This window comes from Hymenobacter sp. UYP22 (assembly GCF_040547285.1).
GTDB lineage: Bacteria > Bacteroidota > Bacteroidia > Cytophagales > Hymenobacteraceae > Hymenobacter.
Genome location: NZ_JBEPPK010000004.1, coordinates 43,293 through 65,021, shown reverse-complemented (window position 1 = coordinate 65,021; position 21,729 = coordinate 43,293). Strand labels below are relative to the sequence as shown.

Genomic DNA, 21,729 nt, shown 5'->3' with positions numbered 1-21,729 from the left:
CGCAAAGGTACCAGCTCCGGCGAGCCGGCTGCTGCTAGTACGGCAGCACAACAACTTCGGTGACAAAAAGTGTCAGCCGGGCCACTACTCGCGCACCACGCGGCGCACGGCCGCACCGGCCGTGGTTTGCACCCGCAGCAGGGCCACGCCCCGGAAAGTACCAAAGGCATCTGCCGGAATTTCCGCTGTGCCATTCTGAGCGAGTACCCGGCGTTCAAACAGCAAGCGGCCCGCCAGGTCAGTAGCCGTAACGGTGGCTGCACCCGCTAGTCCCAGCCGCAGATTGCGGCCGGCCGGCAGGGGGTTGGGGTACATTGGAGCCGATGAAGCCGGCAGAACCCGGGCAGTAGACAGTGGGCCGGCGATGCGGCGGTATACGTCACGGTACTCCACTTCCGCAACAACTTCCTGGGCGCCTACTTGCGAGGTAGTGATGGTGAGTAGCGGCACGTGTTGGCCCGGAGTCAGCCATTTGTACTGGCGCATCACGGGCAAGGTGAAGCCTTGGTTGATGCCCCCGGCCGAGAGGCTGTCATAATCCTCCAGGCGGGTAACCACTCTCACTGCTTGGAACGTGCCGTAAGGGGTAGTGAGCATGCCCCAAGCATCTACCTTGTTTACCCGCTTACGGCGCTGGCTTAGGTAGCCGGTACCCGGAATGTTGATGCTGAAAAATGACCGGCTGGAATCGGCGGGGCTGGCGTAGCTCAGCGGAAACCGATAAATGATATCCTGCTCCGCGGCCGAAGCATACGTTACGGGTACGGCCGTGCCGGCCAGGGTGCCGCCGTACCCTACCGAGCGAAAATCGGCCGCGGAAGCGTTGAAAAACTGATACGGGTCGGTGATGGGCAGGGTGAGGCCGGGCGGGACGGGCACTGTCTGCGGGGCCGCCACCGTTGCCCGGTTAGCCCCGCTGAGAATGGAGTTGAACGTGAAGGTGTAAAGCGGCTGATTGGGAACAGCCGTGAAGCGCGCCACATTCTGGGCCGTAGCCACCAGCCCGCCGTAGTTCCAGGTTTGGTTGGGGCCGTTGCGGGTGAGGGGCGGGGCATTGGCTGGCAACCCGGGCGCAGCCATACTCTGGCGGAGCGTATCCGTGGGCACCGGCATATCGGCGCGGGTAATGATGGGCGAAGTTTGAGCTACTGCTGCCGTGCCCGAGAGCAAGCCGCAGAAAATCAGGAAGTAATAGTAGCGCATACGCAAGCAGAAAAGGGCCGGTAGCCGGAAACCGGGTGCCCTAAGATACGCGGCCCGCCTCGCCGGTACTACTCCCGCTCCAGCCGTTGCCGGGCCTGCTGTCGGGTTCCTGCGTACCTTGCCGCGTGGCTCTTCCCGAACAACGTATGCAAACCCTGGCCTCGGTGCTGCAAACTCCGGAGCAGTTTCCGGCGACGGCCTGGCTGTGCGCGCCGCCCGAGCCGGACCGCTGGGAGCCCCGCAGTCCGGCGGCCGTGCTGCTTACCGCGGCGGCCGGCCAGCCGGTGCCCACCCCGCCCGGCCTGATACGCACGCTGTTTCTGGATGAGGTGCAGCTCCTGATGGAGCAGTTGCTGCGCCAGGTACCGGGGGCAATACCTGGCCTGCGGGTAGAGGTGCTGCGGCGCTACTGCCAGGAACACGAGTTTCCGGCCCTCACCAGCCAACCCGACGAGCTGGCGCGCCACTTGGTAGAGGCCGTGCGGGCTGGTAGCCTGCCCCCACCCGAGGCCCTGGCTCACTTCCGGCGCTGCTTCTCCCACTTCACCCGTGAGGCCGCTCAACATATTCTGGCCACGGCTTTTTTGAAGTGGTGAGGCAGTAAAAAAGTTGTCATCCTGAGCGGAGCGAAGGACCTTATCACACGTGAACAAACCGTTGCAACGTAATAAGATCCTTCGCTCCGCTCAGGATGACAGTTTAGTTACTCGCCTCTTTCCTCAAACGCCGGTCATTTCCGGTATTTCACCACGCACAACGAGCTTCCCGGCCGTGGCCGCCTGAATTTGCTCTACCGTAACGCCCGGAGCCCGTTCCCGCAATACAAAACCATCGGGAGTTACGTCCAGCACGGCCAGCTCCGTCACAATCTTCTTGACGCAGCGCAGGCCGGTGATGGGCAGCGTGCAGGCCGGCAGCAGCTTGCTGCTCCCGTCGCGGGCCACGTGCTGCATGGCCACGATGATGTTTTTGGCCGAGGCTACCAGGTCCATGGCGCCGCCCATGCCTTTTACCATCTTGCCCGGAATTTTCCAGTTGGCAATGTCGCCGGTTTCCGAGACCTCCATGGCCCCCAGAATAGTCAGGTCCACATGCTCTCCCCGGATCATGCCGAAGGAATCAGCAGAGCTGAAGATGCTGGAGCCGGGCAGGGTGGTTACCGTCTGCTTGCCGGCATTAATGAGGTCGGGGTCCACTTCCGCGTCGGTGGGGAAGGGGCCCATACCCAGCAGGCCGTTTTCGCTTTGCAGCTCCACATTGATGCCCGCCGGAATATAGTTGGCCACCAGCGTTGGAATGCCAATGCCCAGGTTTACATACGAGTTGTTCTGAACTTCCTGCGCAATGCGCCGGGCAATACCGTGTTTATCAAGCATAAGAATGGGGTGGGGGTCAGAGAGAGGTGGAAGTAAGGGCGCAGCGCAGTTTCCGCATCTGCCGCCGCTGGACAAGGTGAGCAAGCACTAACAGCCCCAACAAGCCAGGAATCAGCAGAAGCAGAATGCGGGTGTTAGCCTCGTTGTAAGAAATATGCCATCGGGCGGCCAGATTCACCATAAAATCGGTGCAATACCAGTACGCCAGCCTAACCAATTGGTCAATAAGAGCAAGCCGACTACTCATGCCGCAGTTTTTTCAAACCCCGGATTAGCACGGCATTGCGCAGGAAGCCATACGTGAGCAAGAGCAGCAGCAGCGGAATAGCCACCAGAAACACCGCAATATTGGCTGTGGCGTACCATGTTGCTCCCCCAACCGCCAAAGCCGCAATGGTGGCGTGGTAGAGGGGCCGCAGCTGCCAGTAGGCGGGGCTGTTGGCGGCAGTGGCGTGGGGGCAGCCGTGCGCTTCGCAGTAGCGGGTGCAGCGGCCGGCCACGTACCGGGTGGTGGGGCGGTACTGCGCAGTTTCGTTCACGTAGCCGCCAAACACCACTGGCAGGCAAGCCAGCAGCAACGTCAGCAGCATTATACCCGTCCGCGCGGAGTAGGTCAGCATGGTAGAAAGCGGATTGGTTGGCGGGCCACAGCCGAAAAACTACAGCAGAGCCGCAAAAAGCAGTGGCTTATGACCGAGTGGTGCGTTGCTCAATACGCTTTTCGTAGTTCTGGCCCTCAAAAATGCGCTGCACAAAAATGCCGGGCGTATGAATCTGGTTGGGGTCCAGCTCCCCGGCCGGTACCAGCTCTTCTACTTCCGCCACCGTTACTTTGCCGGCCGTGGCCATCATGGGGTTGAAGTTGCGGGCCGTGCCCTTGAAGATGAGGTTGCCGGCCGTGTCGCCCTTCCAGGCTTTCACGAAGGCAAAATCGGCGTGCAAGGCCGTCTCTAGCAAGTACATTTTGCCATTGAACTCCCGGCTCTCTTTGCCTTCGCCCACCTCCGTACCATAGCCGGCCGGCGTGTAGAAGGCCGGAATGCCCGCCCCTCCGGCCCGGCACCGCTCGGCCAGGGTGCCCTGCGGAATCAATTCTACTTCCAACTCGCCACTGAGCAACTGACGCTCAAACTCGGCGTTTTCGCCTACGTAGCTGGAAATCATTTTGCGCACCTGCTTGGTCTGGAGCAGCAGCCCAATGCCAAAATCATCGACGCCGGCATTGTTGCTGATGCAGGTGAGGTTCCGTACGCCCCGGCGCAGAATTTCCTGAATGGAGTTTTCGGGAATGCCGCACAGGCCAAAGCCGCCCAGCATCAGGGTCATGCCATCGGTGAGGCCTTCCAGCGCCGCCTGGGGGCCGGCTACTACTTTAGTAATCATAAGAGGAATGGGTGGGTTTGGAACGGAAAGGTAAGCGGTAGCGCATTATGCCCGGTAAAAATACCTGCCCACCCGAACGCTCTAGCATTGTACCGCCACTTATTCCAGCCACTAATCGGCCGCTTCTTGCACTCCCATTACGCCGAGCGGATAGGCAGGTGGCGGGCCAGAGCTTGCTGAGAGAATAGCCCGACTAATAGCAAATAGGCAAGGTGTTGCTATGCGGGAATGCTTGGGGCAACGCCTAGGGCAATCAGGCCAGGGCCAACCGGGCAGCCTCCGCATCTAGGGCCAGTTGGGCTTTCAGCTCGTCAAGGCCATTGAATTTTCGCTCGTCGCGTAGGCGGGCCACAAACTCCACTTGCAATGGCTGGTCGTACAGGTCGCCCTCGAAGCCCAGCAAGTGGGCTTCCACGGTTTGATTGAGGCCCCCGGCCACGGTGGGGCGGACGCCAATATTGAGCATGGCGGGCCAGGTTTCGCCGGTGGCGGTGGTAGCCCACACAGCGTACACGCCCCGGGCCGGCACCAGCTTCAGCAGCTCAACTGCAGATACGTTAGCAGTGGGCCAGCCGAGGGTGCGGCCCAACTGCCGGCCCTTCACCACCGTGCCCGTGAGGGGGTAGGCGTAGCCGAGGTAGCGGTTGGCCGTGGCTACATCGCCGGCTTCCAAGGCCCGGCGGACGCGGGTACTGCTCACGCCCACGGCATCCACATCCTCGCGCGGAATTTCCTCCACTTCCAGGCCATAGCGGGCTGAGTGGGCACGCAAATACTCGAAACCCCCTTCCCGGTTGCGGCCAAAGCGGTGGTCGTAGCCGATAACCAATTTGCGGGTGCCCACCGTTTGGAGCAAAATCTGCTGAATAAACTCCTCCGAGGTAAGGCCGGCAAACTCCCGGGTGAAGGGCACCACCAGCAGGTAGTCGACCCCAAACGAGGCCAGGCGGGCAGCGCGTTCTTGCAGGGTGTTGAGCAGGCGCAATTCCAGCAGCTCAGAGTGGGAGGGCGGCGGCCCCAGCACCAGGCGGGGGTGAGGCCAGTAGGTAATAACTACCGAAGGCCCCTGACTGTGGCGAGCTACTTCCTGCAGTCGTCGCAGAATCTGCTGGTGACCCACGTGCACGCCATCGAAGGTGCCACTGGTAACTACCGCGTTGCCGAGGTAGGGAAACTGAGCCGGATCCTGAATAACCTGCATGGAAAGGGGCGTTTCGCGGAGAAGAAGGGAAGAAGGCGGGCTGAATCAGGCAACCGGCGCGTCGGCCGATGGTTCAGCGGCACCGGGAGCAGAGTGGGTGGCCTGGAAGTATTCCAGGCCGGCGCGCCGCTCGGGCTGCCGCTCCCGGCGCGGGCGGGTCGGGCGCTCTGGGGCACCCTCGGGGCGGGGTGGGCGCAGGGCCTCAACGGCGTCCATCGTCAGGGCATCGGCTAGGTGGTACTCGCCAATGCGGGTACGCACCAGCTTGGTGAGGTGGGCTCCGCAGCCCAGGGCGGCGCCAAAGTCGCGGGCCAGGCTGCGGATGTAGGTGCCCTTGGTGCAGGTGACGCGGAAATTCACTTCGGGCAGGGCAATGCGCGTAAGCTCAAACTTCCGAATGGTAATCTGCTTGCTCTTGATTTCGGCTTCGCCGCCGCGGCGGGCTACCTCGTAGGCCCGCTCCCCATTCACCTTCACGGCCGAAAACAGCGGGGGCGTTTGCTCCAGCAGCCCAGTGAACTGCGCCGTAACCGCACTTATCTGCTCCTCGGTAAGGTGGGCGTAGGGCTTTTCTTCATCCACGGGCGTTTCCAGGTCGAAGGAAGGAGTAGTCTGGCCCAGGCGGAACGTGCCGGTGTACTCCTTTTCCTGGGCCTGAATCTGGTCGATTTGCTTGGTCTTCTTGCCGGTGCACAGAATCAGTAGGCCGGTAGCCAAGGGGTCGAGGGTGCCAGCGTGGCCGATTTTCTTGATGCGCAGCGTATTCTTCACCTTGCGCACCACGTCAAACGACGACCAGGTAAGGGGCTTGTCCACCAGCAGCACTTCGCCGGTTTCAAAATCGAAGCCAGCGGCGGCGGCCGGGCTCAGTTCAGGGTTTTCCATACGTAGTAGTACGCCGTAGCGGGCCGAAGTAGTCCGGCAGCGTGAAGCGGCAAAAGTACGGACTCTGGGGCTAGCAAATGGCTACAACAAGTAAAGCGCGGAATGTGGGTTTCCGCTCTGCTGGATAACCCAAACTCCGCGCTTTGCCTGCTGAAAAACTGCGTCTGAAGAAGAACTACACAATTTTGAGCGGAATGCCCAGAGCCAGCATAATCAGGATGATCAGGCCCACGGCAATACGGTAGAGGCCAAAGGCCCGGAAACCGAAGCGCGACACGAAATCCACGAACGTTTTGACGGCCAGCAGTGCCACAATGAAGGCCACCACGTTGCCGAACAGCAGCAGTTTGATGTCGTTGGCGCCGGGGGCGGCTACTTTGAAGGTTTTGTAAAGCTGATAAGCCGTAATGACAAACATGGTCGGCACGGCCAGCAGAAACGAGAAGTCGGCGGCGGAGCGCCGGTCGAAGCCCTGCGCCAGGCCGCCCACAATGGTAGCAGCGGAGCGCGACACGCCCGGCACCAGCGCAATGCACTGAAACAAGCCAATTTTGATGGCCTGGGCGAAGCTAGGCGTAGTTACCTGCTTGCGCTCCGAGGTGAACAGCTTATCCACGAACACCAGCACAATACCTCCAATCATCAACGACCAGGCCACCACGCTCACGTCCTTGAGCAGGCGCTCAATCACATCCTTTAGCAGAAAGCCCAGAATGCCGAAAGGAATAAAAGCGGCGGCCAGCTTCAGGTAAAAATCGAAGCTCTGCAGGAAGCGCCGCCAATACAGGGCCACCACCGACAAGATGGCGCCAAACTGAATGGAGGTGATAAAGGTATCGGTGAAGGGGAGTTGCCCGATGCCCAGCAGGTTGGCCACAATAATCATGTGCCCGGTGCTGGAAACCGGCAGAAACTCAGTGAGGCCTTCAACAATGGCGAGCAACAGCGCGTGCCAGTACGACATAGGAGCAGGGGGTAACAGTCAGCAGGGAGCGTGCCGCCTGCCGATACCGACAACAGGCTACACCCTCCCTGATGGATAAAAAAGCAAGAACTAGCGCTTGTAGGTAGGCGCGGTGATGATGGGCTTGGCCGGTGCCGGCTGTGAGGGCACGGTGTTCACCGTAGCAGCATCCTGGGCCACTGGGGCCGTGGCGCCGGGGCGGGCCATAATAGCCCAAAACTCAATAATAAAGCCCACGGCCAACAGAATGGGCCCCAGGGTAATGCCCAAAAAACCTTCGCCGTAATCCTCAGAGTCCAGCGTCATGGTGATGAAGCCGGCGGCCAGCACGGCCAGCCCGACAAACATCAGGCGGTAGTTGCGCGGCCCGAAGGCGAAGCGGGGAGTAGTCGGTTCCATGAGGGCAAAGGTAGGAGGGTTGCCGGAAGATGCTGCGCAAATTCAACCAACCCTGAATTTTGAGGGTACGAATCAACGGTTGAATGACTAAAATAGTCATTCTGAGCGCAGCGAAGGACCTTATCAGCACGGCCAGCGTGAGAGCAAGTTGTTCTAATGTGATAAGGTCCTTCGCTCCGCTCAGAATGACAGTTTATAGTAACTATCAGCAATCCTCAACCAATCAGTACAACTCGTCCAGCGACATGCTGAGGTATTTGCGCACCGCCCGCCAGGAGCTCAGGAATCCAATACCCATGCCCAGCAGCACCAGCGCCACTGCCAGAGCCCCAAACAGGCGCACATCCTGCAGCAGCCGCAACTCGGCCAATTGTAGGTAGGCGTATTGGAGCAGGGCCAGCAGCAGCAGGCCGGCCAGCAGGCCGCTTACCAGCCCCTGCCACACCGCCCGACGCATAAATGGCCACTGAATGAAGCCCGAGGTAGCGCCCACCAGCTGCATGCTCCGAATCAGGAAACGCTGCGAAAACAGGGCCAGCTTAATGGTATTGTTGATGAGTACTACCACCACAAACGTAAGTACCGCCGCAAAACCCAGCAGCACCAAGCTCACGTTGCGCAGGTTCTCATTCACGGAGGTAATCAGGCTTTCCACGTACTCCACCTCAAACACCCCTTCCTCCTGGCCCAGCTCCTGCTTGATGCGGGCCAGCTGGGGGGCATCGGCGTAATCGGCGTTAATCTTGAGCAGGTAGGCGTCGCGCAGGGGATTGTCGCCGAGAAACTGCTGGAAGTCTTCCCCGGTTTGGTCGATGAGCTGTTTGGCGCCTTCTTCCTTGGAAAGAAAGCGTACCTGGGGCTGCCCGTCCTTGCGGGCTATGTAAGGTTTGCGCGCAAAGTCCTGTTGCAGGCGCAGCAGTTGGGTTTCGGGTAGGCCCCGCTCCAGATACACCTGCATTTCCAGGTTTTCCTTCACCAGCGTCGATACTTTATGGGCATGAATCAGCAGCAGCCCGAACAGCCCAATCACTAGCAAGGCCAGGGTAATACTAAATACCACCATCAGGTGCGGATAACTCCCCAGTTTCTTCTTGCGGGTCGGTCGGTTCATGCGGTGAAATGGTGATTTAGTGAGTTTGTGATTTAGTGAGTTGGCAGTTTAGCCGTGTTGGTTGCGCAAGCAGAACGACCAACTCACTAAATCACCGAATCGCTAACTCACATAACAGTACGGGGGTCGTCGTCAATTTGAAGTTCGCGGGCTTTGCGGGCGTTTTGGTCGCGGCGGCGCAGGCGCTTGCGCGAGAACAGCTCCCGGAAGGTATCAAACTGCTCCGTGTGCAAGAGCGATACGCCGGCCCGGGCCTGGTTCACGCCCTGGGTGAAGCTCGTCAGGTCGCGGGGGGTGGTTTCGTAGCGCAGCTTCGCCCGGAACTTACCATCGGGACGCAGGTAGTACTCCAGGCTCAAATCACCGATGAAGGAGGTCTGTGAGGAGGCAATGGGTGTGGTGCCGCCGGAAGTGGCCGTGGTGTTGCTGCTGATGCTGCCCTCCCGGGTAATGCGCAGCCGGCCATTCAGGAAAGCGTAGCTCAGGCGCAATTGCAGGGCCTGCAAATCCTCAGCGGTCAAGCCGTTCAGGTTAAAGCTGATTTCCAGGTTGGGGTCAATCTGGGACGTCAGCAGACCTAGTTGGGTAGAAATAATCTGGCCCAGGGAGTTGCCGATGGCGTTGTTCTCGCCCTGCAGGCGCGTAACGGCCAGGGAGCCGATGGGCGTGAGCTGGCGGAACACAATCAGGCTGAACACTTGGCGGTTGAGCTCCTGCTCATCGTTGCGGATAGCGGAAAAGAACGGCGCTAGGTCGCCTTCCAGGGAGGAGGGAATATCGTTGAACTCCAGGTTAAGCCGAATAATGGGCTGCAGCAGCGGGCCGCTCAGATTCATAACGGCCGTTACGGGCACCACCGCCGCGTTGGAGCTGGAGGCGTTGCCGGTATTGTACACGATAGGAGCCAAGGAGGTGCGCTGCGTGTACGTAGCCGTTACGTTCATTTCCCCGGCCAGCGGGTCGCCGTTCCAGCTAATAGTGCCGCCGGGCCGCACCACAAACTCCTTGTTCACCAGCCCTTGCAAGGTAAAGTTGTAGGCGCCGCGCACAATTTCTACCTGCCCATACATATTGAAGTCGCCGCGGGTATCAATGTTTAGGCGCAGCTGCCCCGTGGCCGAGCCCCGGATAATGTCGCCGGTGCTTTCGTCGAGTAGCAGCTCCACGTAGGCATCGGGCGTAATATCCAGGTTCATATTCAGCCGAATGCCCGATAAATCGGTAGTGCCAGCTACCTGCACCGGAGCCGTGCGGGCCGTATCGGAGAGGTTGCGGTTCACGAAGCGGATGTAGCTAGCCTGCTCGGCCTTGGCCGCGTTATCGAACGGTAACGACACCCGGGTACCAGCCTCGGAGCGGGCCGTTACGTTGATAAACAGGTTATCGGCGGGGCCGCGCACCACGGCCGTACCGGTGGCATAGGCCTGCCCAAAGTACAGCTCGTTGTCTTTGCGGGTGGTATTGAGCACCTGCAGCTTGCGGAAAGAAGCGTTGAGGTCCAGGCGCATGTTCTGGAAGCCCTGCTGGTAGATGTTGCCGTTCACCACGCCGGTATTGCCCTGGGGGTCGCGCACGGTAATATTCTGCAGGGCAATGCGGTCCTCCAAAAACCGGATCCGGTCAGAGAAAGTGTAGGTGGTGCCCAGGTAAATGAACGTGAGCTGCCCGTTCGTCACATCAATATTGCCAGTAAGCTGCGGGGCCGAGAGCAGGCCGTTCAGGCGCAGGGTGCCTACCCCGGTACCGCTCATATCCCGGAAGATGGTGTTCAGGAAAGGCTCGGCCAGTTTGATCGGGGCATTATCGAGCACGCCGGTCAGGCTGAGTTGCTGCTTTTCGGCACCCGGAGCTATGTAGCCGGTTACGGCCAGCACGCGCTGCTGGTCCCGGCCCACATCCAGGTTCACGCCCAAGCGCTTCAGGTCATTGTCCCAGTCGCCCCGGCCCTGTACGTTGCCAATCAGCACGTTGCCCATCTGCAAGGAGTCCACAGTAAGGGTAGAATTAATAACCAGCGGACCGTACACGCCGCTGATGGTGCCCAGGGCGTTTACCCGGCCGCCAAACTTCTGCGTGCCAGTCAGCCCGCTCAAAGTAGATAGCTCGAAGTCCTTCACCGTGAGAGCCAGCGGCTTGTTGGGGTTCTCCGACAGAAAGCCCTGGGCACTGATGCTCTGGTTGCCGTTGCTGAGCGTTACGTTCTGGAAGTCGAACTCCCGGCCCCCGCCCGAAATAACCAGGGAGTTGTCCGGGGCAATGGCCCACTCCTTGCCCAGCACATTCACCCCCGACTGCCGGAAGGTAACCTTCACGGCATCATCCAGGAAAGCCAGCGCCCCGTTGATCTGGGCCTTGTTGGTAGTGCCGGTCTGGGCCAGGGAAGTGGAGAAGTTGATGCGCTCCTGGTCCCAGACGCCCTCCACGTAGAACTTCTCGGTGGCGCCCAGCCCCGGCACCCGCTGCCGCTCGGAGGTTACGCTGGCCTGAGCCAGTACCTCGGGCTGGTAGGGCAGCTTGGAAGTGGTCAGGTCGAACTCATTATTACGCAGCTGTAGGCTGTCGTAGCGCACTTCGGCCACGCGCCCGCCCAACTGGAAAATAGAAGTCTGCCCGTTGCGGAAGGAGCCGTCAATAACCGTAGAATCCGAAATGGTGAGTTGGGGCATGAACAAGTGGAGCACCGGGTTGGGGCGCTTCAAATACAGGTTCAGGCCAATCTGATAGTCGGGGAGGGGGCGCTGGCGCTTGCGGCGGTAATAGTCGGCAATGGCCGCGTCGTTGCTGGCAAAGTTGAGGCGGTACTCCTCCACCAGCGTGGTCACGTCGCGCAGCACGGTAGTCGGCGTGAAGTTGCCAGCCAGGGCCAGGTTCAGCACCTCGGAGCGTACCGTGAGGCGGCGCTGCCCCCCACCGTACTGGCTCACAACGTCCAAAGTATCAATGGGCACGTTGCGGCCGGCGTAGCTGAGGCGGGAGTTGCGCAGGCGGGCGTACCCCAACAGCTCATCCAGCTTCAAGCCCTTAAATTTCACGTCGGCGGTGGTAGCTACAATTACGCTCTGACGAGTGAGGCCCAGGGCCCGCAAATCGGCCCGGCGGATGCGGGCGCGCAGGTCGAAGGCTTGGCGCTGCTGGTTCAGCTCCACGGTGCCGTCGGCGTCGAACTGCAGGTTGGGGTCGTTGGCGGCTATTTTGCCGGTGAAGGATTCGCGGCTAAAGCGGCCATTGGTGCTGATGTTGCGGAAGCGGTAGCCGTTCAGCCAGATGCTGGGAATGGTGGCATTGGCCGTGAGGCGGGCCGTGCGCAAATCGAAACCCACACCGGCCACTTTGCCGTTCATGGTCACGTCGCGCACCACGCTTTCGTCGCCCAGCAGCCGGCCCAGCTGGAAGCCGTTAGTGCGCACCGTGCCCTCGTAGCTGCTGTAGCGCGGGTCGTCCTTAAACTTCAGGTTCACATCAGATACCACCGAGCCCAATGCCGTCTGGAAGGAGCCGTTGGCCACGAAGTCGTTGTAGAAGCCCAAAAACTGCCCTTTCAGCTTCACGGTGCCCAGGCGCTGCACGTAAGGCCAGCCCGACGCCGGAATATACCGCTTGATGTCGCGCCCGTCCACCACCGAAGGCTGCAGGCGCATCTCAATAAAGCTCTCCTTGAAGTTGGGCAGGCCTTCCACGTTAATGTCGCCCCGCACGCGGGTGTTGCGGCCGTAGGTGATGTCCAGGTTTTTGGTGGTGAAGTTGCGCACGTAGCCCTTGGCCTGACCCGAAATCAGCACGGTTTCCTTGAGCTCCCGCATGAAGGGCTGGGGCGCAAACTTGGCAATGTCATCGGAGTACACCCGGCTGGGCTTGAGCCGGGCAATAACTTTTACCGAGTCATTGAAGTCCGTGAAATTCAGGAAATGGTCGTACTCGAAGCGCAAGTAGTCGTGAAGCTGGCTATTCTGCACGCGCAGCATCAGCTTGTCAAACTCCCAGAACTTGCCCGCGTAGGTCATGTCCGAGGTCAGCTCCCGCAGGCGGGTACCGGAGGGCATATCCACGGTGCGCAGGCCCTGAATATTGGCGTGAATGGTGTCACCCTTAAACCACAGCTGGTCGGCATCGGCGTAAATGCTATCCAGGTACATGTGGGCGTAATCCATGGTGCGGCCGTACTCCGGAATGCGCGGCACGTTCTGGCGGTCCAGTACAAAGCGGCCGTTGCGCAGGCCCAGGGCCTCAATCTTAAAGTCGAAGGGCTTGCTGACTTTAGTGGTATCGGAAGGGCCCAGCAGCCGCTTCACCGAGCTGATAAACTGGTCGAGAGTGGTGGAGTCGGGCTGGTTTTTGTAGGTAACCAGGTTAAAGCGCGGCTCCTCCAGCGTGAGCTTGCCCACGTGCAGGTGGCTGGGGTCAAACACGCTGAACAAGCGAATATCGGCATCGGCCCGACCAATGTTGAACAGCTCGTTGCCGCGCCGGTCCAGCACCCGCACGCCCTCCAGTACCACCCGCGAAAACGGCCGGATATCCACTCGGTTCACGATTACCTGCTGCCCCAGCTTATCCGTAAGAATGCGGGCAGCGCGCTGGGCCACGTCCGTCTGCACGCTCGGGATACGCAACGCCACCAAGGCCCCCACCACGGCCAGCACTACCAGCAGCAGCAGGGCAAACAACACCTTAAGGATGACGGACAGAAACCGGGGCACGGGAGGAGAGCTGGTACGGGGCAACAACAAAGATAGGCACTTGCCCCCGACCGTTGCCTGGGAAAACCGCCCGCGCAAGGAAACGGAGCCGTACCGGGTAAGGTTAGCCTGAAATCCCCCTGCGGCATTCTGGTATTTTGCCCCGACCTTTGCGGGGAGTATAGGAGACAGGAGCTAGAAGTTAGGAGCCAGGAGTAAACGGTCTCCATCTTTCTACTGCTAATTTATAGCTCCTAACTTCTAGCTCCTGTCTCCTCACTTCTATGGAAATGCACCCTGTCATCCTCGCTATTGAGTCTTCCTGCGACGATACCTCCGCGGCCGTAATGGTTGGCGGCGAAATCCGCTCCAATGTGGTAGCCACTCAGCAGGTACACGAGCAGTACGGCGGCGTGGTGCCCGAGCTGGCCTCCCGAGCCCACCAGCAGCACCTGATTCCGGTAGTAGACGCCGCCCTGCAGAAAGCCGGTGTCAGCAAAACCGACCTCGACGCGGTGGCCTTCACCCAGGGGCCGGGCCTGCTGGGCTCCTTGCTGGTGGGCGGCATGTTCGCCAAAACCCTGGCCCTGGCCCTGGGCAAGCCGCTTATTGCCGTCAACCACATGCGCGCCCACATTCTGGCCCATTTCATTGAGGAGCCCCGGCCCATATTCCCGTTTCTGTGCCTCACCGTAAGTGGGGGGCATACCCAATTGGTAGTGGTGCGCTCGGCTTTGGATATGGAAATTATCGGGCAAACCACCGACGACGCCGCCGGGGAGGCCTTCGACAAAACCGGCAAACTGCTGGGCCTGCCGTACCCGGCTGGTCCCCACCTCGATAAACTAGCCCGCCAGGGAAATCCCACGCGCTTTCCGTTTCCGGTGGGTACCATGCCGGGCTATGATTTCTCGTTCAGCGGCCTGAAAACGGCGGTGCTCTACTTCCTGAAAAAGGAAACGGCCCAAAACCCCGCCTTCATCCAGGAAAACCTGCCCGACCTCTGCGCCAGCATTCAGCACACCATCATCCAGACGCTATTGCGCCAGCTGCGCCGCGCCGCCCACGACCAGGGTTTGACCCAGGTAGCCCTGGCTGGGGGCGTAGCCGCCAACAGCGGCCTGCGCCAGGCCTTGCAGGATGAGGCCGCGGCCCAGGGCTGGAGCGTATTTATTCCGGCCTTTCAATTTTGCACCGATAATGCCGGCATGGTGGCCATGACGGCCCACTTCCAGTACCAGGCTGGCGACTTCGCCAACCAGCTCGTCAGCTCCGACCCGCGCCTGAAGCTGACCTAGGCCGCCGGAAACCGTTATTTTCGGGCGGGGGCAGCTTTGCCGCGGCGTGCTGCGTACACTCCCCACTGCGAACCTCTGCGCAATCCACCGCCCCCCCACTGCGAGAATCAACACCGTGAGTAAGAAAGACGACAAACCCAAGAACATCAACATCCAGAACCGCCGGGCCCGCCACGAGTACGCCTTTCTGGTGCAGTACAACGCCGGAATGATGTTGCAGGGTACCGAAATCAAGAGTATCCGGGAGGGCAGCGTGCAGCTCCAGGATGGCTTCTGCACCTTCCACCAGGATGGGAGCCTGTGGGCCCACAACATCACCATTGCCCAGTACACCGAGGGTACCTACAACAACCACGAGCCCACCCGGGCCCGCAAGCTGCTCCTGAATAAGAAAGAGCTGAAGCAGTTGGCCGGCAAGGCCCAGGAGCAAGGCCTCACCATTATTCCGGTGCGCATGTTTGTCAACGACCGGGGCTTTGCCAAGCTGGAAATAGCCCTGGCCAAAGGCAAAAAGCTCTACGACAAGCGCGACGACCTCAAAGCCAAAGACCAGAAGCGCGAAATGGACCGTGCCCGGGACTACTAGGTGAAGTTGTGAAAAGCGAATTTGTGAAGATGCTTTGGTGAGTTCATCTTAAAGCGGGAGCTTCGCGGAGCAGTTGCGCCACTGCGCAGTAAGCCATTTACTACCACACTAAAAGTTGAGGCCGGAGCCGGTTTCACCACTTCACCCTTCACCACTTCACCGTTTTGGAACACGGAATCTGCGCACTGAGCGCTGTGCCGGTACGCGCAGAGCCTTCCGATAAGGCCGAAATAGTTACCCAGCTTCTCTTCGGAGAGTGTTACACCATCCTACGGGCCCAGGACCAGTGGCGGCAAATTCGGCTGGCGGCCGATGGCTACGAGGGCTGGTTCGACAGCAAGCAGCACTTGCCCGTAACGCCCGCTTACTTTCAGCAGTGGCAGCACCAGGACCACCCCCGCACCCTGGACGTGGTGCAGATGGTGAGCAACGAAAACACCCGTATTCCCGTCACGCTGGGCACGCGCCTGCCGTTTTTTGATGGTATGACGCTACGGGTAGGGGAGCAGCAGATGTTTTATAATGGAGCCGCTACCAACCCCCAGAACGGTCACGGCCCCCAGGGCCCGGCCGATGTACGGCTGCGCCTGCTCCAGAAAATGGCCCAGACCTTCCTGAAAGCGCCTTACCTCTGGGGCGGCCGCACCCTGTTCGGTATCGACTGCTCCGGCCTCATGCAGCAGCTCTACGGCCTGATTGGCGTGCAGCTTCCCCGCGACGCCAGCCAGCAGATTCATGTGGGCCAGCCGGTGCACTTTGTGGCCCAAACCCGCCCCGGCGACCTGGCCTTCTTTGATAATGCCGACGGCCGCATCATTCATGTGGGGTTGGTGCTGGAAGACCAGCAGATTCTGCACGCCAGTGGCGAAGTGCGCATCGACCCCCTGGACCACAACGGTATTTTCCGCCGCGACTGGCAGAAATACTCCCACAAGCTGCGCCTGATTAAGCGCCTGCTACCCGACGACTAAGGTAAAATTTGCCGTTAGGTCGTCATATCGAACCCCGCAAGAAATGACGCGGGACTCAATCTGAAGGCCCGTAAATAGCTCCTCAGCCACCCCCGAACTAAACCTGTTGGCTATTGTTAATACGCTAAGAATCATCTAGCTTTCTGGCAGACCAGATTCATTTTTCTTAGCGCAATATGGACCAAAAAGTTCTTGTGTTGAACGGTGACTACACAGCCATTACGCTGTGCAGTGTGCAGAAGGCCTTCGTGCTTCTGTTTTTGGAAAAGGCCGAGTTGATTGCCAAGTCAGAAAACGGGGTGTTGCGTACGGTGAGCAAGGCATTTCCCAAGCCTAGTATCATCCGGTTGCAGCGCTACGTGCGGGTGCCCTACAAAGGCATTGCCCTGAGTCGGCATAACATTATGAAGCGGGACCATTTCGAGTGCCAGTACTGCGGTTCCACGAAAAACCTCACGCTCGACCACGTATTGCCCCGAAGTAGGGGCGGGGACTCCAGTTGGGCCAACCTGCTCACGGCCTGTGCCAGGTGCAACCACGCCAAAGGGCATCGTACCCCCCAGGAGGCGGGTCTTACTATTAGGCAGCAACCCAAAAAACCTACCCTCACCGGCTTTCTTAAACTCAGCGCCGGTACCCTCGACCAAAACTGGCATCCTTATCTGCACTAAAACCGGTAGCCCTTGTGGCTAACCGGTTTTTTTATTGCTGACAATTATTGCTGACAAGTGGTAGTTATGCAACGCTACCGGCATCTATAGGCTCCTCGCTAAGCCAACCATCCTTTATCTATTAGCCATGAAACAACTCACCCTGCTGGTATGCCTCTTTGTCGTCAGCCTGTTCCAGTTATCCTGTAAGAAAGAAGAGAAAGACACCAAAGTCCAGATCAGAGCAAGAAACGCCAGCAGCTACCAATTTGAGGCCGTGCAGGTGCTCATGCCCAGTGGGCAACACGCGTACGGCACCGTAAGCGCCGGGCAAAGCTCCGACTACGCAACGTACTCCGAGGCGTTCAGCTACGCTGCGGTAAAGGTGAAAATCAACGGCCAGGATCTGGAGTGGATACCTACCGATTATGTGGGTGAGACACCGTTGCAGCCCGGTAAGTATACGTACGTGGTAGGCGTGACGGATATAGCCAATGGGCGGCTTAGCCTTCGTTTGGAGCAATGAGTGCTGCTGCCATAACATACCAACGCCCCACCCGAGCTTATGCTTGGGTGGGGCGTTGGTATGTTGTTAGAAAGCTGAATTTAGTACCGGTCAGCGGTACCTTCTACCGTGGTGCCGCTTACAAAGGCCTGCAGGTCACGGTTCAGACGGTCTTTTTCAGTGACAAACAGGCCGTGGGGGGCACCGCTATACTCAACATACTGGGCGTGGGGTACAAACTGCGTCATTCGCTCCCCACTCACTTTCGCTGGTACCGTTTGGTCGTCGCTGCCATGAATAACTAGCGTAGGCACTTTGATGGTTGCCAAATCCTGGCGGAAGTCGGTGGCGGCAAAGGCGTACACGCACTGCTCAGTGGCGCGGGGCGAAGCCAGCTGGCAGATGCTCTGCATCCAGTCAAGGGTGGGCTGGCTGACGGGGTGACTAATAGTGCCCACGCCGAAGAACTGCTTGCCAAAGGTGGCCAGGAAGTCAAACCGGTCTTTGCGGATACCTTCCACCATTTTGTCGAAGTTTTCTTTGGGCGCTCCGTCGGGGTTGCCTTCGGTTTGCAGCAGGAAGGGCGTCACGGCCGATACAAATGCCACTTTGCTTACGCGGGCTCCGTTGTACTTGCTCATGTAGCGCGCCACTTCGCCCCCACCCATCGAGAAGCCTACCAGCGTCACGTTCTGCAAATCCAGTTCCGTGAGTACCGCGTTCAGGTCATCAGCGAAGGTGTCGTAGTCGTTCCCATCCCAGGTTTTGCTGGAGTTACCGAAGCCCCGGCGGGTGTATGCCACCACGCGGTTGCCGTGCTTGGGCAGTTCGGCCAACTGGTATTCCCACATTTCATAGGTGGCGGGCCAGCCATGAATCAGCACAATGGGGTTGCCAGTGCCTTGGTCGGTATAATGCAGTTTGACGTCGGCGCCGTTGGCGTCCTGACCGGCTTTAATGTAGCTCATAGTGGAGGTGCTTGGGATGGAGAAGATGAATCTATGTGGCTACATACGCTTGAGCTGGCAGGACGATAGGGAAATGCCAATATGTTATACCGGTTTGAACGCCTGCCCAAATTCTGCGTTCTTTGGGTCGATGAGCTTCCTTTCCAATCATTCCGCCAGCCGACTGCTCCGCGCGTGGTCGGCTCCCGTGGCGGCCGGTATGCTACTGGCTGCCTGTAATTCCGGCTCCGATAAGTCAGCCGGAAAAACCGCTACCACCGAAAACCCAACTGCTTCGGTTCCCACCGTTGCCGATACTCCGCCCTGGTACCATCAGTACCGGGGGGTATTGCCGGGTACTTCCGATAGCATAACAGTACACCTGCAGCATTTGGGCGAAGCTCCCGGCGAAACCACTATGGGCCGCTTGGTAGGGTTCTACGCCGCTGCCGATGGGCACCCCTACGAGCTGGCCGGCGACCAACCCACCGGTACCGACAGCTTAAACCTCCGCGACGTAAGCCAGGAGCGGGCTGATGCCAACTCCGAGGGTGCCCAGTGGCTGCTGAAACAGGAAGGTGGGGCACTGGTTGGTACGCTGGGCGGCCAACCCCTGCGGCTGCGGCTGGTGCGTAACCCCACGGGTATCCAGTTCAAGGCCCGCACTTTTTCCGAAGACGTGCTGGCCCGCCCCGACCACCCGGAGGATAGTATAGCGGCTCACCTATCCATGTATGCGCTGGTTCCTGCTTCCGGCTCCAGCCAGGAAAAACTGGCCGCCAGCTTGGTGCGTGGCCTGCGTGGCGACTCTGTAGAAACCAAACCGGCGCCTTCTCTGGAAAACCTGTGGAAAGAGCAGCTTGCCTATTTCACCAAGGAGTACCGCAAAGAAGTAGCCCCCCTAGTAGCTGAGGCGGTCAAAGACACTTCCGATTATCAGCCCCGGGCCTCCCTGGCCTATGAGCAGGAAGCCAACACCTACGTGCTCTGGAACGCGGATAACCTGCTCAGCATCGGGTACTTTGGCTATGACTTCTCCGGCGGAGCCCACGGTATATACGGCACCTACGTGCGCAGCTACGATACCCGCACCGGCCAGGCCCTGCGCTTCGACGATATTTTCCGCCCTGGTACTAAAAAGCAGCTGGAGGGTATTCTCGGCCGCTACGCCCGTCCGGCCCTGGGCCTTAAAGATTCCGAACCGCTGAAAGGCACCTTGTTCCAGAACTCCTTGCCCGTCACCCGCAATGTATACCTGACCAGCGGCGGCGCGGTGTTCGTGTATCTGCCTTATGAGGTGGCCTCTTATGCCCAAGGGGAAATCAGCGTGTTTGTGCCGTACTCGGCATTGCAGGCGGTATTGAAGCCGGGACTGCCTATCAGCGGCGGCCAGGCGGTAGCCCGCCGTTAATAAAGAATGCGCCGGTCCGGCGGCTGCAAGCCGTCGGGCCAGTTGTCGTTTGGTTCACCCGCCCAGCCTCACGCCAACGTCAGCTTACGTTAACCGGCCCGCCGCGGAATATTTCCAGTAACCTGGGGTATTCTGCGGCGGGCCGGACTTTATTCGGCCCTTTGGGGGTTGTTGACAGAGAAAGGCCACCGGCGTACATAATCCCGGGCTTTTGCGCCCGCCCGAATCCGCAGCGGGAGCAGAAGCGGTATCTTTGACACAGTTTCTTCTTATCACTTCCTATGCTCGCACCCAAATTCGCGGCCTCCCGCTCCTTTCACCAGGAGTTGAAACGCCGCACCAACGCCTACTTCGCGGAAGCCGGTAAGTCTACCACCGGTGGTAAAACCTTGTTTTTCAAGGCCGTGCTGCTAACGGCCGCCTTCGTGGCCGTGTACCTGCACCTTGTGTTCTGGACGCCTTCCGCCTGGGTTGGAGTGGCTGAGTCTGCTTTACTGGGCCTCATTGGGGCGGCCATTGGCTTCAACGTGATGCACGACGGCGCCCACGGCTCCTTCAGCAAGAAGAAGTGGATGAACCAGTTTGCGGCCTTCACTCTCAACGTGATGGGCGGCAATTCCTTCATGTGGAACGCCAAGCACAACCTTATCCACCACATGTACACGAACGTGGAAGGCGTGGACGATGACCTGGATGCCCAGCCCTGGCTGCGCCTCAGCCCCGAGCAGCCCCGCCGCAAGCTCCACCGCTTCCAGCACCTGTACTTCTGGTTTTTCTACGCCCTGCTGTTCATTGCCTGGATTTTCTTCATGGATTACCAGAAGTATTTCAAAGGCAAAATCGGCGAAATGCCCATCAAGAAGATGACCGCCTCCGACCAGGGCGTATTCTGGGGCTTCAAGGCTTTGCACCTGGGTTTGTTTGTGGCGCTGCCCATCTACACCGTAGGTTTCCTGGGTTGGCTGGTGGGCTTCCTCACGTTTATGGCGGTGGCCGGTTTCACTCTGAGCATCGTGTTCCAGCTGGCGCACACCGTGGAGCACACCAGCTTCGTAGTACCCCACGAAACCACCCGCAAGATTGAGGACGAGTGGGCCATCCACCAGATCAAAACCACCGCCAACTTCGCCACCGATAACAAAGTTATCAGCTGGCTGGTGGGCGGCCTCAACTTCCAGGTTGAGCACCACCTGTTCCCCAACATCTCCCACGTGCACTACCCGGCTCTGAACAAGATTCTGCGCCAGATGTGCGAGGAGTTCAACATTGAGTACAACGAGTACCCCAAGATGCGCTACGCCGTAGCCTCCCACGTAGCGCACCTGCGCGAGTTGGGCCGGGCGTAATAATTCGTTGGTTACCGCAAAAAAGGGGGTATGCACATCATTGTGTATGCCCCCTTTTTTGCATAGTTCAATAAGATTCTGCGTTATTGCGCCTCAATTTATATGACCTAAAAGCCCTGGACTAATTACATGTATCGTTTCCTCATTTTTATAATGCTATTCATTGGGTTGCGTCCATTGACAGTGCAAAGTCAGGCCAGCCGGGGCCAGATGAAAAATGGTAAACCAGCAGGTGTATGGGAGTATTATGATGGAAAAGAGCTGGCTCTGAAATTTGACTACGACTCAAGCCGAATTCAGTATATTCGGTCTGATACGGCCAAATACCAGGTCTTGGTAGACACGACTTGGCAAGTACACCGTCTTGATAGAGCGCCCCGGTTACTTGGAGGCAAAGATGAACTACTTGGTCAGTTGTCTAGAAAACTACGATACCCATTTAACGACATCCGTGAGCGGAATTCGGGTACAGTCATTATCACTTACGTGATTGACGAACTGGGTAGAAAGACTACTCCAGTGGCAACAATGACTCCAAGTGTGAGTTTGGCTGAAGAAGTGTACAAAGTGCTGGAGTCAGCAGATATAAATTACCTACCCGCTATATATCAGGGTAAACCCACGCCCGCAAAGGTTGCCTTTATAGTACGTTTTGCGCTATGCACATCTATGAACACCAACTGCATTACTGATGCCAAACGCATACCTATGCCAATTGGTAGTTTAGGTGAGTTAGTGGTACAAGCTTATGTTCAACGTACCAAATAACTAAGGTGAATGCGGGAATAAGTTATTATCCCCAAACTCCGTATCTTTG

Annotated in this window: 20 protein-coding genes; 9 read left to right on the top strand and 11 right to left on the bottom strand. The window is 58.9% G+C overall.

Annotated features, from left to right (window positions below; all coding sequences use genetic code 11):
- Positions 1-84 precede the first annotated feature (84 nt).
- The gene (locus ABIB60_RS08875) at positions 85-1,203 is read right to left on the bottom strand and encodes a hypothetical protein (RefSeq protein WP_354579255.1); all 1,119 of its coding nucleotides are present in this window, start codon (positions 1,201-1,203) and stop codon (positions 85-87) included.
- Positions 1,204-1,349: 146 nt separating this feature from the next.
- Between ABIB60_RS08875 and ABIB60_RS08870 the strand changes: the two genes are divergently transcribed.
- Complete coding sequence (locus ABIB60_RS08870) at positions 1,350-1,799, top strand: hypothetical protein (RefSeq protein WP_354579253.1); 450 nt, start codon at positions 1,350-1,352, stop codon at positions 1,797-1,799.
- Positions 1,800-1,922: 123 nt separating this feature from the next.
- Here the strand turns inward: ABIB60_RS08870 and ABIB60_RS08865 are convergent, their stop codons facing one another.
- From ABIB60_RS08865 to ABIB60_RS08825, 9 genes are all read right to left on the bottom strand, one after another.
- Entirely contained in the window at positions 1,923-2,579 is a 657-nt protein-coding gene (locus ABIB60_RS08865) for a 3-oxoacid CoA-transferase subunit B (protein WP_354579252.1), read from the bottom strand.
- Between the two features lie 239 nt (positions 2,580-2,818).
- Complete coding sequence (locus ABIB60_RS08860) at positions 2,819-3,199, bottom strand: hypothetical protein (RefSeq protein ID WP_354579250.1); 381 nt, start codon at positions 3,197-3,199, stop codon at positions 2,819-2,821.
- 67 nt (positions 3,200-3,266) lie between these two features.
- Entirely contained in the window at positions 3,267-3,962 is a 696-nt protein-coding gene (locus ABIB60_RS08855) for a CoA transferase subunit A (protein ID WP_354579248.1), read from the bottom strand.
- Between the two features lie 253 nt (positions 3,963-4,215).
- Positions 4,216-5,163 (bottom strand): bifunctional riboflavin kinase/FAD synthetase, encoded by a 948-nt coding sequence (locus ABIB60_RS08850; protein ID WP_354579246.1) that lies wholly within the window; start codon positions 5,161-5,163, stop codon positions 4,216-4,218.
- 45 nt (positions 5,164-5,208) lie between these two features.
- Entirely contained in the window at positions 5,209-6,048 is an 840-nt protein-coding gene (gene truB, locus ABIB60_RS08845; RefSeq protein WP_354579244.1) for a tRNA pseudouridine(55) synthase TruB, read from the bottom strand.
- A 175-nt stretch (positions 6,049-6,223) separates the two neighbouring features.
- Positions 6,224-7,012, bottom strand: a complete 789-nt coding sequence (locus tag ABIB60_RS08840; RefSeq protein ID WP_354579242.1) for an undecaprenyl-diphosphate phosphatase — start codon at positions 7,010-7,012, stop codon at positions 6,224-6,226.
- Positions 7,013-7,102: 90 nt separating this feature from the next.
- Complete coding sequence (locus ABIB60_RS08835; protein WP_354579240.1) at positions 7,103-7,411, bottom strand: DUF3098 domain-containing protein; 309 nt, start codon at positions 7,409-7,411, stop codon at positions 7,103-7,105.
- 223 nt (positions 7,412-7,634) lie between these two features.
- Positions 7,635-8,522 (bottom strand): cell division protein FtsX, encoded by an 888-nt coding sequence (locus ABIB60_RS08830; protein ID WP_315998621.1) that lies wholly within the window; start codon positions 8,520-8,522, stop codon positions 7,635-7,637.
- A 107-nt stretch (positions 8,523-8,629) separates the two neighbouring features.
- The gene (locus ABIB60_RS08825; RefSeq protein ID WP_354579238.1) at positions 8,630-13,219 is read right to left on the bottom strand and encodes a translocation/assembly module TamB domain-containing protein; all 4,590 of its coding nucleotides are present in this window, start codon (positions 13,217-13,219) and stop codon (positions 8,630-8,632) included.
- A 269-nt stretch (positions 13,220-13,488) separates the two neighbouring features.
- Here ABIB60_RS08825 and tsaD point away from each other — a divergent pair, with 269 nt between their 5' ends.
- From tsaD to ABIB60_RS08800, 5 genes are all read left to right on the top strand, one after another.
- Complete coding sequence (gene tsaD / locus ABIB60_RS08820; protein WP_354579640.1) at positions 13,489-14,496, top strand: tRNA (adenosine(37)-N6)-threonylcarbamoyltransferase complex transferase subunit TsaD; 1,008 nt, start codon at positions 13,489-13,491, stop codon at positions 14,494-14,496.
- 106 nt (positions 14,497-14,602) lie between these two features.
- The gene (gene smpB, locus ABIB60_RS08815) at positions 14,603-15,082 is read left to right on the top strand and encodes an SsrA-binding protein SmpB (protein ID WP_380229993.1); all 480 of its coding nucleotides are present in this window, start codon (positions 14,603-14,605) and stop codon (positions 15,080-15,082) included.
- A 194-nt stretch (positions 15,083-15,276) separates the two neighbouring features.
- The gene (locus tag ABIB60_RS08810; protein ID WP_354579235.1) at positions 15,277-16,053 is read left to right on the top strand and encodes a C40 family peptidase; all 777 of its coding nucleotides are present in this window, start codon (positions 15,277-15,279) and stop codon (positions 16,051-16,053) included.
- Between the two features lie 176 nt (positions 16,054-16,229).
- Entirely contained in the window at positions 16,230-16,724 is a 495-nt protein-coding gene (locus ABIB60_RS08805; RefSeq protein WP_125433479.1) for an HNH endonuclease, read from the top strand.
- A gap of 127 nt (positions 16,725-16,851) precedes the next feature.
- The gene (locus ABIB60_RS08800; protein ID WP_354579233.1) at positions 16,852-17,229 is read left to right on the top strand and encodes a hypothetical protein; all 378 of its coding nucleotides are present in this window, start codon (positions 16,852-16,854) and stop codon (positions 17,227-17,229) included.
- Between the two features lie 80 nt (positions 17,230-17,309).
- Here ABIB60_RS08800 and ABIB60_RS08795 read toward each other — a convergent pair whose 3' ends face one another.
- On the bottom strand, positions 17,310-18,176 hold the full coding sequence (locus tag ABIB60_RS08795) for an alpha/beta fold hydrolase (protein ID WP_354579231.1): 867 nt from the start codon (positions 18,174-18,176) through the stop codon (positions 17,310-17,312).
- A 130-nt stretch (positions 18,177-18,306) separates the two neighbouring features.
- Here ABIB60_RS08795 and ABIB60_RS08790 point away from each other — a divergent pair, with 130 nt between their 5' ends.
- The 3 genes from ABIB60_RS08790 (at position 18,307) to ABIB60_RS08780 (ending at position 21,680) form a co-directional block, all read left to right on the top strand.
- Positions 18,307-19,566, top strand: coding sequence for a DUF3298 domain-containing protein (locus tag ABIB60_RS08790; protein WP_354579230.1), 1,260 nt, complete (start codon positions 18,307-18,309; stop codon positions 19,564-19,566).
- A gap of 281 nt (positions 19,567-19,847) precedes the next feature.
- On the top strand, positions 19,848-20,912 hold the full coding sequence (locus ABIB60_RS08785) for a fatty acid desaturase family protein (RefSeq protein WP_354579229.1): 1,065 nt from the start codon (positions 19,848-19,850) through the stop codon (positions 20,910-20,912).
- A 129-nt stretch (positions 20,913-21,041) separates the two neighbouring features.
- A complete protein-coding gene (locus ABIB60_RS08780) occupies positions 21,042-21,680 on the top strand; it encodes an energy transducer TonB (protein ID WP_354579228.1) in 639 nt (212 codons plus the stop codon).
- Positions 21,681-21,729: the final 49 nt, after the last annotated feature.

Excerpts from the sequence above, each read along its gene's own strand:
- tsaD (WP_354579640.1), top strand. The coding sequence starts at position 13,489 with ATGCACCCTGTCATCCTCGCTATTGAGTCTTCCTGCGACGATACCTCC.
- ABIB60_RS08840 (WP_354579242.1), bottom strand. The coding sequence starts at position 7,012 with ATGTCGTACTGGCACGCGCTGTTGCTCGCCATTGTTGAAGGCCTCACT.
- ABIB60_RS08835 (WP_354579240.1), bottom strand. The coding sequence starts at position 7,411 with ATGGAACCGACTACTCCCCGCTTCGCCTTCGGGCCGCGCAACTACCGC.
- ABIB60_RS08805 (WP_125433479.1), top strand. The coding sequence starts at position 16,230 with ATGGACCAAAAAGTTCTTGTGTTGAACGGTGACTACACAGCCATTACG.
- ABIB60_RS08855 (WP_354579248.1), bottom strand. The coding sequence starts at position 3,962 with ATGATTACTAAAGTAGTAGCCGGCCCCCAGGCGGCGCTGGAAGGCCTC.
- ABIB60_RS08795 (WP_354579231.1), bottom strand. The coding sequence starts at position 18,176 with ATGAGCTACATTAAAGCCGGTCAGGACGCCAACGGCGCCGACGTCAAA.
- ABIB60_RS08780 (WP_354579228.1), top strand. The coding sequence starts at position 21,042 with ATGTATCGTTTCCTCATTTTTATAATGCTATTCATTGGGTTGCGTCCA.
- ABIB60_RS08850 (WP_354579246.1), bottom strand. The coding sequence starts at position 5,163 with ATGCAGGTTATTCAGGATCCGGCTCAGTTTCCCTACCTCGGCAACGCG.
- ABIB60_RS08865 (WP_354579252.1), bottom strand. The coding sequence starts at position 2,579 with ATGCTTGATAAACACGGTATTGCCCGGCGCATTGCGCAGGAAGTTCAG.
- ABIB60_RS08790 (WP_354579230.1), top strand. The coding sequence starts at position 18,307 with ATGAGCTTCCTTTCCAATCATTCCGCCAGCCGACTGCTCCGCGCGTGG.
- ABIB60_RS08870 (WP_354579253.1), top strand. The coding sequence starts at position 1,350 with ATGCAAACCCTGGCCTCGGTGCTGCAAACTCCGGAGCAGTTTCCGGCG.
- ABIB60_RS08800 (WP_354579233.1), top strand. The coding sequence starts at position 16,852 with ATGAAACAACTCACCCTGCTGGTATGCCTCTTTGTCGTCAGCCTGTTC.
- ABIB60_RS08875 (WP_354579255.1), bottom strand. The coding sequence starts at position 1,203 with ATGCGCTACTATTACTTCCTGATTTTCTGCGGCTTGCTCTCGGGCACG.
- ABIB60_RS08830 (WP_315998621.1), bottom strand. The coding sequence starts at position 8,522 with ATGAACCGACCGACCCGCAAGAAGAAACTGGGGAGTTATCCGCACCTG.
- truB (WP_354579244.1), bottom strand. The coding sequence starts at position 6,048 with ATGGAAAACCCTGAACTGAGCCCGGCCGCCGCCGCTGGCTTCGATTTT.
- ABIB60_RS08785 (WP_354579229.1), top strand. The coding sequence starts at position 19,848 with ATGCTCGCACCCAAATTCGCGGCCTCCCGCTCCTTTCACCAGGAGTTG.
- ABIB60_RS08860 (WP_354579250.1), bottom strand. The coding sequence starts at position 3,199 with ATGCTGACCTACTCCGCGCGGACGGGTATAATGCTGCTGACGTTGCTG.